The following is a 14,619-nucleotide window of genomic DNA, read 5'->3' as shown; positions in this document are numbered from 1 at the left end:
TCCCGTCATCACTTGGACCGTTGGACGGCCACGGTGGGCGGAGGCAGCGCGATGGCGGCGGCAGGCGGAAAGGCGATCAAGGTGAACCGGGCGCCCGTGCTGACGCTCTGGGCGGCGGTGGTGGCCGAATGCCTGGGCCACGACCGTGAGACCGCGATCACGCTGGGGCGGGCTGTGGCCGGCTCCAGCGCGCGCGCCAAGGCGAAGGCCATCGGCATCGCCGGGGACGGGCACGAGGGCGGCGACCTGCGCGACGCCGCGCGCCGGCAGGAAGGGGAGCGGACGCAGCGGCCACGGGCCGTGCATCTGCTGGGCCGCGACGTGCCCGTCGTGGAGGAGAACGGCACGCTGCGCGCGATGGATCACGATAAGCCGGCGTCGCCTGCCGCCGCGGCCGGCTACGTCGAGCGGGCGTTCGGCGAGGACCTCGGCGCCGTGAGGGCGGCGATGGAGATGCTGGCCGGCTCGCTGGCGCCGGATGAGTTGAACCGGGTGGGATTCCGTCTCTACGAGCGCTTCCGGCCGGAAGTCTCGGCCGGTGCCAAGGGCTGGGGCGCGAAGGGCGTACTCGACCTCGGCCGCATCCGCGGCGCGGCGGGCTAGCGCCGGTCCACCGGATACAGCCTTACGCTGCGTCCTGTGGTTGGCGTACCGAGAGCGCGACAGCCATCGGCCGCACCCAGATCGGGAGAGCCGAGAGCATGAAGCCCTCCCCCGACCAGGCGAGCAGCAGCGTCCGGCCCATGGTTTCGGCGATGGCCTGAGCGGCGTCGGGCGGTACGGCATTGCCGATGCGCTCGCGCCAGTCGGCATCGCTCAGCCCGTCCAGCTCGGCCTGTTCCTCCGGCTCGATCAGTGATTGCAGCGCGCAGAGCTCGGCAGTGGTGAAGGGCCGGTGCCAGGTCCCATCCAGGGCGCGGATGCGCGCCACCACCCGGTCCGAGGCCTGCGGCAGCGCCGGGCGCGGGTCGGCGACGCTCCAGCGGCCGTTGTCGTAGCCGGCCGCTGCGCTCACCGCGCCGGTGGAAGCCTGCCACGGCACCACGCCGTAGTGGCCGGCGCCGTAGTAGTCGTCGCCCTTCTCGCGCTCCAGCCGGGGCCGGGGGTCGGCCACCGCGAAGGTGCCGTTGGAGGGCAGGCTCTCGCCGGCCACCGTGCCGGCGGCGGCGTCCCAGGGCACGACGCCCAGCGCGCCCGAGCGGCGGACCTCACCCCGTGGATCGGCCACGCACTGCCCGGTGCCGTGGGCCCCCGTCACGGCCCGGCCGGCGCCGTCCCAGGGCACGATGCGGAACTCGTTGGAGTGCTTCGCCGGGCCGGTGTGGCGGGGATCCGCCACGGCGAAGCCGCCGGCGCCGACCGCGGCCTTGCCGATCACGACCTGGGAGGGCTGGTCGAACCGCTTGACGCCGTACTGGCCGAAGGCGGCCACCCCGTCGGCACGCCGGGGGTCGGCGACGCTGTAGGCGCCATTCGAGGGGCCGGACCGGCCCGCCACGGTGCCGGCCGGCTCCTCCCAGTGGTTGACGCCCAGCACACCGCCGCGCCACTCGCCGCAAGGGGCGAGGGCATAGTCGCGCAGCAGCCCGTCCTCGACCGCGAGCCGGCCCAGCGAGCGCCAGTCGGACCCGGCCTCGACGAAGGCGAGCCGGACCCAGGTCGCCCAGTGGAGCATCGGCACCCGGTGCATCGGCCCCGCCGCCGGATCGCCGGGCAGGGGCATGCGGGAGAGGACGTCACCGACGCCGTGCAGCGAGCGCTTCGGTGGCTCGTAGAGGAATGGCTTCACCTTGGCGGTGTGGCGGGCGACCAGCAGGAAGCGGCGGCGCGACTGCGCCAGCCCGCCCAGCTCCCCGCAGTCATGCGTCGTCTCGGCCACGGCGTAGCCGTAGGCCCGCAGCAGGCCGCCGATCTGGTCCAGCAGCGGCCGGCCGCGCGAGGCGATGCGGGGCACGTTCTCCAGCAGGATCAGCTCCACCGGATCGTCCCGGTAGGCCTCCAGCGCCAGCCAGATGCCGCGCAGCGTCAAGCGGTTCAGCGCCTGGTACTTCCGGGTCCGGCTCTTGGTCTCGCTGAGCAGGCCGGAGAAGCCCTTGCAGGGGGGCGAGGTGAACAGGACATGCGGGCGCTCGTGGCCGAAGGCCGCGCGCACGTCGTCCACGGTGGCCTCGCGCCAGCCGGCGGGCGGCTCCTGGCCGTGGAAGTCGCGGTACTGCTCGCGGTCGAACAGGTCCAGGCAGGTGCCGGGCACGCCGGCGAGGCGGCCGAAGTCGCGGATCGCGGCGGCGTCCACGTCGATGCCGCCGAGGCAGCGGAAGCTCGCGGTGAGGTTGCCGACCCGGGAGGTGGCCCGGTTGAACCCGCGCGCCCCGCCGCCGAGGCCGGCGAAGAGGTGGGCGTGCAGGATGGTGGCGTGGCCGCTCTCGGTGAGCATGGGCGTGGGTCTCCGGAAACGCGAACGGCAGGACCGGGAGGTCCTGCCGTTCGTGATGGCGATGGTCGATGGAAGAGGTGGCGCGTGTTCCGGCGCCGGGTCGTCAGGCGGCGGTCGCCGCGCTACCGGGAGGCCGCGATGTCGCCGGAGGCCGGAAAGAGCAGTTCCAGGGCGGCGCCGGCCTGTATCTGCGGCAGCGGCGAAAGGCCGGCGAGACGCGGGCGCAGGGAGATCAGGTGCAGGACCGGACAGGTGTGGACGGCAAGATCCTCGGCCGTCACCTCGTCGGTGGCGACCACGGTGCCGGACACCTCGGTGCCGTCCGGAATCACGCCCCGGTAGTCCCAGACCAGCGCCCGAGGTGCCGCCGGCGCCGTTTCCCGTCCCGGAACCACCTTCACCGGCGCCACGAAGACGTCGGTGCCCCGGCGGCCCGTCACCGCGGCCAGGCGCGTGTGCAGCATCGCGGTCGAGCACAGGCGCGCTTCGCGGAGGTCGTCGCCGGCGACCGCCAGGGCGGCGAGCAGCGCGGCGCGGGCATCGGCGTGGAGACCGATGGCGAGATCATGGACGCAGGCCCAGGGTTGGCCGCTTGCCGTCAGCAGCACCGGCCGTTCGTCACGATCGGAGCCCCCGGTCGACCAGGACCAGGCCTGTCCGTCGCAGACGACCTCGATGACGAGCGAGGGCCTGTCCGGGTGCCGGAAGCTCTGTCCGTTCAGGAGATCGCCGTCCAGGGCGGTCCAGCCCTGGGGCGAGAGGCCGAGATCCTCGGCCGCCGAGCGCAGCACGCGCTCGAGGAGGGTCGTCATGGGATCAACTCCGGATTGTCGCGGTTCGTCGCGGACGGGCTTTCGCCTTCTGGTCTTTCGCCCCCGACCCCTCCCCCGTGGGCGCGGTCCAGGCCGCCGGGGGCAAGGGCGAGCGGAGCGAGGGAGCGCAGCGACAGCCCCTTGCCGCCGGGGGGCGGGCGCGGCAGGGCTTCTTCGCCCGCCTCCACCCGCCTTCTCCCCTCACCCCTGTTCACCCGGGCCGGCGGCGGTGTCAGGCGATCCAGGTGGAGCGGCTGGGGCGCAAGATGTCTCTGATGGAGGGCATGGAGAGTTCCTTCGATCCGACGGGGCCAGCCGGGGGACTGGCCGACGCCGTCATTGTCGAAAGATGTGGCGCGAACGGGAAATGCATTCGCGCCGGCACGCCGTTCCTGCTTACTGTTGGTGCAGGGTGGCGAAATGCGCTCTCACGGCCGTGGACATCTCCTCGAGATCAAACAGCATTTCGTCGAGTTTCTCGCATGCGTCGTCGTAGTCGCGCGGGTTGGCCGAATAGAGTGCCTCCTCCAGCAAGGCCACTTGTTCCTCGCAGGCCTTCCAGAGCTTCTCGGTGCGTTGATCCATTTCCATGTCCGGTTCTCCTCAACCACCTCCGGACAGGGCGTGCCGTTTCCCGGGTGACAAGGGCGAACGGAGTGAGGGAGCGGAGCGACGGACCCTTGTGCCCAGGGAAACGCGCACGCCACCGCGCTCTCCTGGCCCTCTCGCTTCGTGGACCGGCCTACCCCTCCGGATAGAGCGATAATGCGGTTTACTCGTCATCCTCCAGGGCGGCATCGGCCTCCTCGGCCGGGTGGGCGCCATCGTCATAGGCGTCGCGCCACAGGCGGTCGGGCAGATCCATCAGCCCGACCATGATCCTCCTGGCGATGCGGGCATGGGCCACGCGCAGGAAGCCGTAGAAGCCCAGATGGCCGTCCGCATACTCGAACAGGCGGTCGTGATCGTCCCGCAGGCCGGGCGTGTGCAGGATCGGATTCTTACCGGCGAGCTGGAACGGTTCGCTGGCCGAGCCGCGCGCGGCGACGTCGATGAAGGCCATGGGGCTTGCCTCGTGGGTGACGTTGGCGGGGAGGGACCCGGCCGGATGGCCGGGTCCAGGAGGCTCAGGGCGCGTGCGCGACGGGGGCGCTGCCCTGGCCTGGGGGTGGCGGGGCGCCGTTCCCGTCCCCCTCCGTCTCGTCCTCACCCTCGTCCGGCTGCGACGGCTCCGCCTCCTCGTCCTCCTCCGGGATCTCCTCGCCCTCGATGCTCGCGTCCTCGGTGCCGCAGCCCCCTTTGCGGAAGGCGGCCAGCTCCGCGGCGCGCGTCCGGTCCGCGGCGGCCTTGCGGCGCTCCTCGTCGGTGAACCCGAAGCGTACCAGCGGGTGCAGGAAGATCCGGTTCTTCATCTGTTCCACGATCGCCGCGCGTGTGGCCTTGCCGGTTTGCCGGGGCAGGACATTGTTGGCGCTGGCGGTGCGTTCGATGGCCGCCTTGCTCAGGTTGGCAAGGAATTCCTCCGTCGCCGTGGTCGGCAGGTAGCTGTCGGCCTCCACGGCCAAGCCCGCGATGCGCCCGACCATCCCCGAGGACGAAAAGCCGACCCGGCAGGACAGCGCCTGACGGAGCATCCCACGGGCGGCGGCGCGCAGCGCGGCCGGATCGCTGGTGATGACGCCGCCCTCGGTGATGGAGGCGGCCAGTTCCGCGCGGTGCCCGGCGTAGAGGTCGTCGCCCCTCGCGCCGGAACGTACGCTGACGTTCCGCCCCGCCAGGGCCAGGACGAGCAGGCCGATCAGCGTGTCGTCGGGGATCTCAGCCTCGGCGAAGGCAGTGTGCAGCGCCTCGGTCCGCAGGTCGCCCACCATGGTCTCGCCCTTCTGCGTCAGATCGGGGCGGGCCGCCTTGGGCATCGTGGCGCCGGTCGTATCGTTGCGGGCGCCTGAGGAGCGGGGCTCGGTCCGCACGGGCATCCGGAAGATCGAGGTCTCGACCTCGCAGGAACGCCGGTCGACATAGTAGCCCACCGTGTCGTCCGGCCCGGGCTGGCGGTAGTAGAGCGACTGCGCGCCCTTCGGCAGCACCGGCCGCTCGTACTCGTCGAGCCCCAGCAGGACACCGCCCTCGGGGAGGTTGTTCTCCAGCCAGGCCTGTTGCGCCTGGATGAATGCGTCGGTCTGCGTGGTGTAGCGGGGATCGGTGTCGCCGGGTGCGAACAGGTCATCGTGCCAGACGATGCCGAAGGCCTCGGCCTCGGCCGGCCCGAACTTCGCCCGGGTGAACGGGATCCGGCGCCGGTCGAGGCCGTGGGCGATCATGTGCCAGCTGGCCCGCTCGTTCCGCTTGGGCCTGTTCGACTTCCAGACCGCCGCCTGCTCCTCCGCCGTGGCGAGGCCGATGGTGCGCAGCTGCTGCTCGTTCGGCATGTCGCCGCGGGCCATCTGGGTCAGCATGGCGGGCAGGATGTGGCTCATGTGCCGGAGCATCCGGACCCGCCGGACGGTGAGGTTCAGGGCGCTGGCGATGGCCTCCTCGGTCCAGTCCTCGCTGACCAGGGCCTCAATCTTGCGCCACTGGTCGACCGGGTTCATGCCCGCCCGCACCGTGTTCTCGGCCAGGGCCCGCACCTGGTCGGCGCCGGCCTCGTCACCGTCCTCGCGCACCAGGACGTGGATGCTCCGGAGGCCGGCCTTGATGGCGGCGTCGCGGCGGCGATGGCCGGCGATCAGCACGAGCTCGCCTTCGACCTCGCGAGCGGTCGGCGGCTGCAGGATGCCGACGGATTTGATGTTGGCCAGCAGCACAGCGTCGGCGTCAGGTCCAGCCGGGGTCAGGCGGGGATTGGCCGGGTTGTTGCGCAGCTTCTTGGGGTCGGTCTCGATCAGCTTCATGGGGGTCGGGCTCGCTCCGAGGGGTTCCTGTCCGCCCTATCCCTGGGCTGACCCCTCCCCGACGGCGCCCGGGCGGGCGCCGGCACCACGGCGGGCGAGCGGCCCTGCCCCGGCGCGGGACGCGGCCCGCGCAGCGGGGTGCGGCCAAGCGGGGCAGGGCTGCGCAGGCGGCCGTGGAGCGCAGCGGTGACGGGGCGCGGCCGGGTGCGACCGCTCTCTCTCCCGCCCCTTCTCGGCTTACCGATCGCCGCCATCCTCGTATGCCCTCCGCTCTGTCCTGGTTGGACGTCAAGCTGCGGCGGGCAGTTCTTCCTCCTTCCCTGTCTGAGCCAGGTCCTCTTCCAGCCGCTTCATCTCGGCCCGCTTGGCCTCCAGCTCGTCCGCGAACTCGAAGCCTGCTGCGAGCCGTGCCTCGTAGGCCGGCAGTTGCCGCTTGGCTTCAGCCAGACGGCGCCGGTGCTCGGCCAGTTCCGCCTCGAAGCGCCCGAGGTCGTATTCCAGGCGCGAGACCAGCCCCATGGCGGTGAGGTCGTCCTCGATCTGGATTTCCTGCTCCCCGCCGGTGCGCGCGAGCAGGAGGTGGACTTCCAGCTTGGCGCCTTGCTGGTAGCGACGTGCCTCCAGCTTCAGCGGGAAGCCGCCGATGGTCCCGAGGTCCCAATCGCCCTTGCGGCCCTCGAACTGCACGGTCCGGATGAACTTCAGCAGCGCGGCGCCAGCCGGCTTGCGCTCGGTGAAGGTCCTGTCCTCCACCTCCATGTGGAACGCCTCGCCCCGGGTGGACACCCGCCGCGCCAGGTCGGCCTCGGTGTCGGTGATCGCCTGGGTCGCCCGGCCGACCGCCGAGCGGGCCTCCGCGATGCGCCGCCGGACGGCGTGCTGGTCGTCGAAATGCGCGGCGTGCTGTCGTTCCAGCCGGGCAAGCTCGGCCTCCAGCCCGGCCTTCTGCATCAGCCGCGGGTCGCCCGACGCGATGGCCTTGGCCATGGCGAACTGGTTGGCCTGGCTGCCGAGGTCCTCCAGCCGGCGGATCGAGCGGTCCCCGCCCAGCGCCGCCGCGATGAAGCGCGCCTTGCGCTCGTTGTTCTGCCACATCTGGGCATCCATGGAGCCCAGGGTGGCGTAGGCGTAGAGACCGATCTCCTCGTTCTGGTTGCCCTGCCGCTCGATGCGGCCCTCGCGCTGCTCGATCTCGGACGGTAGCCAGGGCACGTCGAGGTGGTGCAGAGCGGCGAGCCGGCGCTGGGCGTTCACGCCGGTCCCCATGGTGGCCGAGGAGCCCAGCACGAAGTCCATCTGGCCGTTGTTCAGGGCGTTGAACAGCGACTGCTTGGCTTCCGCCTTCTTGTAGTCCTGCATGAAGGCAATGCGCTCGGCCGGCACGCCGAGGGCGATCAGGCGCTCGCGGATCCAGCGATAGGCCGAGAAGCCCCGCGTGGCGAGCGCCCCCTCGGTGCCCAGGTCCGAGAAGATCATCTGCGCGGCGCCCGGCACCGGGTGCGGCGTGCCGTCCGGCCTGCGGTAGCGCCGGTCCCGGGTCTCCTGCCAGATGCGGAAGGCGTTCCCGATCAGCAGGTTGAGCTTGTTCTGCGGCTCGTTGTCCTGCTCGGGCACCACGAAGCGCAGGTCGATCGCGGCGTGCCGGCCGTCGGTAATGACGGAGAGCAGGATGTCCTGGCCCTTCTCGGGCTTACCCTTTCGCGCCTCGATCGCCTTGATGCGCTCGGCCAGGTGGCGTTGGTAGGCCTTGAAGGCCGGGCTGGCGGGGGCGGTGACGATCTGGCGCTTGCCGCCCGTGATCGCGGGCAGCCGCAGGTACTGCCGCAGGTCGTCCTTCAGCACCACGTCCGCGACGGAGCGGAACATGGCGATCAGGTCGGCCACGTTGACGAACTCGGAGAAGCGCGTCACCGGCTTGTAGAGGCCGGAGGGCTGCAGTTCCAGCTCGGTGCGGGTATCGCCGAAATTGGACGCCCAGGCGTCGAACTCCTGGATGCCACGCTCCTCCAGCATCTCCGGCTGCATGAAGCGCTGCAGGGTGAACATCTCGCCCAGGGTGTTGGTGATGGGCGTGCCCGAGGCCAGCACCAGCGCCCGGCCAGGATTGACGGTCGCCACGAAGCGCGACTTCACGAACAGGTCCCAGGCCCGCTGCGAGCCGTCCGGGGCGATGCCCTTGAGGCCGCCCATGTTGGTGGCGAAGGACAGCTTGCGGAACTCCTGCGCCTCGTCGGCGATCAGCTGGTCCACGCCCATCTCGGCGATGGTCAGCATGTCGTCCTTGGTGCTGGACAGGCCTTCCAGCTTCTCCTGCATGCCCTCCTTCATGCGCTCGATGCGCTTGCGGGCGATGCGGTCCTCACCGTCGAGCCGGCTCAACAGGGCCGAGTAGGCGTCGAGCTGTGCCTGCACCAGGCCGCGCTCGAACTCCGCCGGCGAGGCGATGAACTTGAACGCCGAATGGGTGATGATGATGCAGTCCCAGTTGGCGGTCGCCGCCCGGGCCAGGAAGCGGCCGCGCTTGTCCTTGCTGAAGTTGGTCTCGTCGGCCACCAGGATGCGGGCGCCCGGATAGAGCTGCAGGAACTCCCGCGAGGCCTGCGCCAGGCAGTGGCCGGGCACCGTCAGCATCGCCTTGGAGATCAGGCCGAGGCGCTTCTGTTCCATGATCGCGGCGGCGATGGTGAAGGTCTTGCCGGCCCCCACGGCGTGGGCGATGTAGGTCTGGCCGGAGGCGATGATGCGCCAAACCACGCGCTTCTGGTGGGCGCGCAGCTGGATCGCCGTGGAGGCGCCGGGCAGTTGCAGGTGCTCGCCCGAGAAGTGCCGCGGCATCAGGCTGTTGAAGGCATCGTTGTAGACGCGCACCAGCCGCTCGGCGCGATCGCCGTCGGTCCAGACCCAACGCTCGAAGGCGCCCTTGATCCTGGCCAGCTTGTCCTTGGCGGCCTCGGTCTCCTTGGCGTTCAGCTGGCGGTGCTCGCCGTTCTCGTCGCGCCAGACGTCCCAGATCTGCGGGATGGCGGCGTTCAGGGCATCGTCCAGCAGCTCGCCGGCATGGCGGCGGTGCGTGCCCCATTCCGAGGTGGCGGACGCCTCGCCCGCGAAGCGGTGGACCTCGATGCTCCAGTGCGCCACCTCCACGGTGTGCCGCACCACGGTCCGGACCCCCATCACTTCCTCGATGAAGCTGGCGACGTCGCTGGCCGGAATCCACGGAGCACCGAGGCGGGCGGTGATGTCGGAGGGGCGCAGGTCCTCCGGCTGCACCCGCTCCAGCGCCACGACGTTGCGGGCATACCGTTCGTCCAGCACGGCGGCGGCCCGCGCGGCCGCGAGCTTGCGGCGGACATGGCCCGACAGGTACTCGTCGGCGGTCTGCCAGGCCTCGAAGCCCCCCGTGGTCAGGCCGGGATCGAGGAACACGGTCTCGCCGAGCTCGGCCAGCACCGTCGCCCGGTCGCGGCCGAGCAGCTCGGCGATGTGGTCGAGGTCCACGGTCCCGCGCTCGGCCAGCGTCACCGCCAAGGCATCGGCCGCCGAGACGATGACCGGCTCGGCCGGGGCGTGGATCACCCGGTCGGTGAAGATCGGGCCCCGGCTCGCCGTGCCCGTCTCCAGGTCGTATTCCTCGATGGAGGAGACAAGCCAGCTGTCCGGATCGTCGAGGAAGGGCTGCAGGTTGGGCCGCCGCACGCTCTCGCGCACCTCCCCCGTCGCCTCGTCGGTGGAGGTGGAGACGGTGGTCAGGTTGATCGGGCCGAAGGCGCGCACGAAGCTGCCGTAGGCGGCGCGCAGCCGCACCTGGGCGGCGCCGAACGGCTCGTCCGCCTCCTGGGCGCGGATCACCTCGCGCACGGCGTCACGGACCGGGATCAGGCCGCGGATGATGCGGGCGTGCTTGGCGAAGAGGCCGACGGTGCCCTTGCCGGACTTCACCGCCACCTCCTCGGCGCGACCGTCCACCACCTGCAGGAGCGTGCCGCCCTGGCCGAGCAGATAGGACCCCTCCTTGATCGTGGCGCCCTCGGCGGCGGTGCCGACCTGCACGGTGGGCTTCGCGGCCCGCACGGGCGCCGCGGCGGTGGCCGGGGGCTGGTGGATGCCTTCGGGCAGTCGGGCGATGGCCTCGGCCAGGGCGGCGTCGAGGTCGCGGCCGTCGCGGGCGCAGTCGTAGGCAAGGCCGAACGGCCCGCTGGTCCACCCGTGGCGGCCCAGCACCATCTCCGGGTGCGTCGCGAACCAGGCGTTGGCGTGGATGGCGGCCTCGCCGTCGGTGGCCGGGACCACCTCGGCGAGATGCACCCACTCCACCCCGTTCGGGGCGGCGCCGCGCTCGCGACGCTGCAGGAACAGGATGTCCACCACCACGTCCGTGCCGGCCGCCGCCGCGAAAGAACCCGCCGGCAGACGGATGGCGCCCACCAGGTCGGCCATGCCGGCGATGTGCTCGCGTGCCTTCGGGTCCACCTTGTCCAGGGTGCCGTGGCTGGTGACGAAGGCGGCCAGCCCACCCGGCCGCAGGCGCTCCACGGCGCGGGCGATGAAGTAGTCGTGCAGCTTGAGGCCGAGCCGGCCAGCCGGGTCCTCGGCGCGCACGGTGCGGTCCGAGAAGGGCGGGTTGCCGATGGCGAGGTCGTAATTCTCGACCAGCTTCGCGCGGCAGAAATCCTCGTTGCGGATCCAGGCCTTCGGATACAGCAACGCCGCGATGCGGGCGGTCACCGGGTCCATCTCGATGCCGGTGACGGCCGAGCAGTCCTCGATCCCATCCGGGCGCAGGGCCAGGAACTGGCCGGTGCCGCAGCCCGGCTCCAGGATGGCACCGCGCCGGAAGCCCATGCGGCCCAGGCCGGCCCAGACTGCCCGCACGATGTATTCCGGGGTGAAGTGGGCATATTGCGTGCAGCGGCTGAGAGAGGCGTGCTCGCTGGCCGACACTGCCTGCTCCAGCCCATCCCCCTGCTCGGCCCAGCCGTCGCGCCAGTCCTCGCCAGGGCGGCGGAACAGGGTGTTGGCGAGATCGCCTGCCCCGTAGCCGACGAAGCGCGCCAGGATCGCCTGCTCCTCGGCCGTGGCCGGCCGGGTCTCGCCCTCGATCCGCTGCATCAGCCGGATGGCGGCCAGGTTGTCGGCCGCGCGGGCCTTCCAGCCGGCGGCGAGGCCGCGTTCGGTGGTGAGTCGGAAGTCCCGGGCCACCACGCGCGGGATGGCGGGCGCGAGCGGCGCCGACGCGCTCTCCTCCTCGTCGTCCTCGCCTCCCGCGGCAGGCAGGAGGCCGCCGCCGCCGTCGCCGAACAGCGAGAAGGGCGAGGAGAGCGCGGTGGTATCGAACAGGCTGAGCTGGGAGGACGGGGCGGCCTTGGCCATGGGATCGGCTCCGTGCGCGCACGCGCGAGCGCCCGGTGGCCCGAAGGGGCGACCGGGTTGGCGCGGCGGCGTTCTGCGTGGTGGGGGTTCGTAGGGTCCGCGGTCCGGGCGCTCAGGCGCCCGTCAGCGGCTCAGGTGCCGAAGGCGGGGCTGGTCCGCTTGATCGGCTGCGCGGCGAACACCGCCGGCGGCAGCCCACGGTACTCGGTGGGGCAATTCGGGGATGGCTTGCGGCTCTCGGCGTAGCCTGCCGCGACCAGATCCCGCATCACCTGGCCGGGAACGTCGAAGAAGCCGGTGTTGGCCCAGTGGCGCTGGGACCAGGCACCGCCGAGGCGCACCAGCGCCCGGCTGCGCTCGTCCAGCCCCTCCAGCCAGACCCTGTATCGCTGCCTCATGCCCTGCTCTCCTCGTATCCTGTCTCTCAAGACACTTCCGAGCCGGCCGCCCGGTCCGGGGCGGGGCAAGGGCGCCGCGCAGCGGCGGGAGGCGGTAGCCGACGCACCCTTGCCGCGCCCCGGAGCGCGGTGGCAGCGCCCATCTCCTCGTCCTGCCCCGTCTCCCCTCCTTTCCTCATTCCCTCATGTGTTCATGAGGACAGGCGCCCATGAGCACAGGAGGGTATGGTTCAGCCGAACAGGTCCGGTTGGACGGAGCGGCACCCCTCCCGCATGGCCGCGAGCATCCGGCGGTAGGCCTCGGTCGCCTCGGACAGTCGCCGCCGCCGAAGGCCGGGCTTGCTGTCGTTGCCGTCCCAGACCGCCCGCCAGCCGATCGTGCCGTGGCGTGGCTCCCCGATCAGCACGAAGCGCGCCCGGCCCTTCACGGGCATCTCCACCTGGATGTGGCCGCGCTGATGCGACGGGTCACCCAATCGGGTGATTTGTGCCTTGAGGCCCCGCCCGAGCAGCGCGGCGAGCATGTTCGGGACCGAGAACGGGTCGGTCCGCACCTCGGGGGGACGGCATTGTGCAGGCCTTCGATCACGCGGCCGTCGCGCAGCGTCAGCCGCAGGCGACAGCGGTCCTCGCAGCTGTCGAGGGGATGCGGCCCCGGTCCCGGCACCGGGTCCGGTGCATCCTCCCTGGGGATCACGTCACCGCCGGGGCCGGGACCGTCATGGCCACGGTCAGGAGGCGCGAGGGCAGGCGGCACAGGAAAGCATGCCCGACCGGCCGGAAGATCGGGCCTCGCCGTCCGGCGGGCGTCGGCACCACCTCGAACTCGGTGGCGACCACGGCGCCCTTGCAGAAACTCAGGGGCTCGGTCAGCCGCACCCGCTGACCCGGGAGCAGATGCTTCCTGCTGGCGGCGACCCCGCGCCGCTCCAGCCGGGCTGAGTCCACCCGCGCGCGCCAGTCGGCCGCGTAGCCGGGCGATGGCAGCTCCTCGACCGGGGAAAGGAGCGCCATGATGCGGGGTGGGCAGGCCACCTCGCAGGGGCCAGCGGTCTCGTCCATGTCCTTGCGGCCGAAGCCGTCCCGGGCGTTGTTGAACACCAGGATCACGGCGGCGAAGACATAGGGACGGCCGGCACGCGGACCGGCCTTCTCCGTCCGGCGTACCGCCATGTAGACCGCGCGGCCGACCTGCGATGCGGCCAGGACCTCGGTGCGGCCGTGCTCGTCGTCGGTCGTGTAGTCGCGTGTCAGGTGCTCTGCCGGCGTCTCGCGGACGAGCGGGCGATCGGAAACGAGCCAGCCCATGGGGCCTCCTTTGTGTTCGGTCGGGGTGGTGGCATCGCGCGGAGCCGGGTGCGGCCGCCCGTGCAGGGTTCAGGTCGGGCCGGCGGCCTCGCCGAAGGCGCCGGCCGGATGCGTCCAGCCTGCGGGCGGGCCGAGGATCGGCAGGTCCCAGAGCGTGCTCAGGGCGAGGGAGACGAGATCGGGTCGCGCGAGGGCGGCGGGATAGGGGCGGCCGAGATCGGCCAGCGCGCGAACGGAGCGGGCGCGCTGGATGGTGCGGCCGAAGCGCTCCTCGTAGGCCGCGATGCGCTCGAACAGGACCGGCGCGATCAGGCGGATCGTCGCCCACTGCGAGGCCGACCCGAAGATGCAGGACATGCAGGACAGCCGCGACCAGCCCAGCTCGTAGGCCGGGTGCGGCCGCACGCCGTGACGCCGCAGCGCGTCCCAGACCCGCACCTCGTCCCAGCCATGGACCGGTCGCCAGTGATCGACGTGGCGGGACCGGCGCGAGCCGCCGCGCGTGTCGGTACGGTGCGGCTCGAAGATGGCGTAGCGCGCCCGGGCCGGGCTCTCCTGCGCCCGCTCGCCGGTCACGACCAGGGTCCGGCGCCCGAGGAAGCGGGCCTGGCCGGCGATGGCGGCCGCGCCGACGCCGATCTTGAGGGCCGCCGAGCACCACCAGCGCACCGACAGGTCGGCCGAGACCTGCGGGAACAGCAGCCGGGTGTTGCGCGGTCCGGCCCCTCCTGTCCTCATGAGGCCATGAGGGGTCTCGAACAGGATCGGCGCCGTCGGTGCATCCTGGCGCAGCATCTCCCGCTCGAAGCCGCCCTCGCGCCAGGAGCGGTAGAGCGGCAGCCCGAACGCCGCCGCCTGTGCCGCGACGTAGGCGCCGGTCACGGGCCAGTCCATGGAGGCCTCGCCGCGGCCATCCACCTCGTGGTGGTGCAGCTCGATGCGCGCGGGCGGCACGCCGCGCTCCAGCAGCTCGACCAGGCAGGCCGTGGCGTCCTTGCCCCCCGAGGTGAACAGGATGACGTGGTCGTAGGAGCGCAGCTCCGGGGCCAGCGCCGCCGCGCCGGGCAGCAGGGCGGCGCTCACGCCGCCTCCGCGGCCTCGTCGCGCCGCGCCTCCTCGGCCGCCCGTCGGGCGTGCCCGGGATGGAAGCCGAGCAGGTAGTCGGCCATGCGCTGGGCCTCGGCCGCGGCGCGGAAGATCTCGCGCTTGTCCTGCCGAAGCGTCCTGAGCCACGATGAGACGTAGCTGGCGTGGTTCGGGATGTCGCAGGGCAGGCCCAGCTCGGCGCCGACGAAGCAGGATGTCAGCTCGGCGACATATCCTGACAGTCCAGCCCCAATCTGACTTCCGACGCCAATTTTTAGGACGCGCATCATGCCGCCAACTCCTCGGGCTGGGGTTGC

Annotated in this window: 12 protein-coding genes; 1 reads left to right on the top strand and 11 read right to left on the bottom strand. The window is 71.9% G+C overall.

Translation table 11 applies throughout. From position 1 onward, the window contains the following. Window positions 1–51 precede the first annotated feature (51 nt). Window positions 52–603, top strand: coding sequence for a hypothetical protein (locus tag BT98_RS0117195; RefSeq protein WP_027297319.1), 552 nt, complete (start codon window positions 52–54; stop codon window positions 601–603). Between the two features lie 22 nt (window positions 604–625). Here BT98_RS0117195 and BT98_RS0117190 read toward each other — a convergent pair whose 3' ends face one another. The 11 genes from BT98_RS0117190 to BT98_RS24850 all read right to left on the bottom strand — a co-directional run bounded on the left by BT98_RS0117190 (window position 626) and on the right by BT98_RS24850 (window position 14,592). After that, the gene (locus BT98_RS0117190; RefSeq protein ID WP_027297318.1) at window positions 626–2,434 is read right to left on the bottom strand and encodes a DNA cytosine methyltransferase; all 1,809 of its coding nucleotides are present in this window, start codon (window positions 2,432–2,434) and stop codon (window positions 626–628) included. Between the two features lie 122 nt (window positions 2,435–2,556). After that, the gene (locus tag BT98_RS0117185; RefSeq protein WP_027297317.1) at window positions 2,557–3,246 is read right to left on the bottom strand and encodes a hypothetical protein; all 690 of its coding nucleotides are present in this window, start codon (window positions 3,244–3,246) and stop codon (window positions 2,557–2,559) included. A 396-nt stretch (window positions 3,247–3,642) separates the two neighbouring features. After that, window positions 3,643–3,837, bottom strand: coding sequence for a hypothetical protein (locus BT98_RS0117180; protein WP_027297316.1), 195 nt, complete (start codon window positions 3,835–3,837; stop codon window positions 3,643–3,645). A gap of 181 nt (window positions 3,838–4,018) precedes the next feature. Continuing rightward, the gene (locus tag BT98_RS0117175; protein WP_027297315.1) at window positions 4,019–4,309 is read right to left on the bottom strand and encodes a hypothetical protein; all 291 of its coding nucleotides are present in this window, start codon (window positions 4,307–4,309) and stop codon (window positions 4,019–4,021) included. A gap of 64 nt (window positions 4,310–4,373) precedes the next feature. Continuing rightward, on the bottom strand, window positions 4,374–6,140 hold the full coding sequence (locus BT98_RS24860) for a ParB N-terminal domain-containing protein (RefSeq protein ID WP_051544303.1): 1,767 nt from the start codon (window positions 6,138–6,140) through the stop codon (window positions 4,374–4,376). A 288-nt stretch (window positions 6,141–6,428) separates the two neighbouring features. After that, window positions 6,429–11,510: a DEAD/DEAH box helicase family protein gene (locus tag BT98_RS0117165; protein WP_027297314.1), complete on the bottom strand. Its 5,082-nt coding sequence runs from the start codon at window positions 11,508–11,510 to the stop codon at window positions 6,429–6,431. Between the two features lie 131 nt (window positions 11,511–11,641). Continuing rightward, window positions 11,642–11,908, bottom strand: coding sequence for a hypothetical protein (locus BT98_RS0117160; protein WP_027297313.1), 267 nt, complete (start codon window positions 11,906–11,908; stop codon window positions 11,642–11,644). Between the two features lie 230 nt (window positions 11,909–12,138). Further along, window positions 12,139–12,462 (bottom strand): hypothetical protein, encoded by a 324-nt coding sequence (locus BT98_RS0117155; protein WP_115359416.1) that lies wholly within the window; start codon window positions 12,460–12,462, stop codon window positions 12,139–12,141. A gap of 139 nt (window positions 12,463–12,601) precedes the next feature. Beyond that, window positions 12,602–13,216, bottom strand: coding sequence for a DUF6927 domain-containing protein (locus BT98_RS26250; protein ID WP_051544301.1), 615 nt, complete (start codon window positions 13,214–13,216; stop codon window positions 12,602–12,604). 69 nt (window positions 13,217–13,285) lie between these two features. Further along, window positions 13,286–14,299 (bottom strand): phosphoadenosine phosphosulfate reductase domain-containing protein, encoded by a 1,014-nt coding sequence (locus BT98_RS0117145; protein ID WP_027297311.1) that lies wholly within the window; start codon window positions 14,297–14,299, stop codon window positions 13,286–13,288. Next, entirely contained in the window at window positions 14,296–14,592 is a 297-nt protein-coding gene (locus tag BT98_RS24850; RefSeq protein ID WP_115359415.1) for a zincin-like metallopeptidase domain-containing protein, read from the bottom strand. Before BT98_RS24850 ends, BT98_RS0117145 begins: the two co-directional genes overlap by 4 nt. Window positions 14,593–14,619: the final 27 nt, after the last annotated feature.

It is taken from the genome of Roseomonas mucosa ATCC BAA-692 (genome assembly GCF_000622225.1).
Lineage (GTDB): Bacteria > Pseudomonadota > Alphaproteobacteria > Acetobacterales > Acetobacteraceae > Roseomonas > Roseomonas mucosa.
The sequence above is the reverse complement of the archived record's forward strand: the minus strand, read 5'-3'. Positions and strand labels throughout refer to the sequence as shown.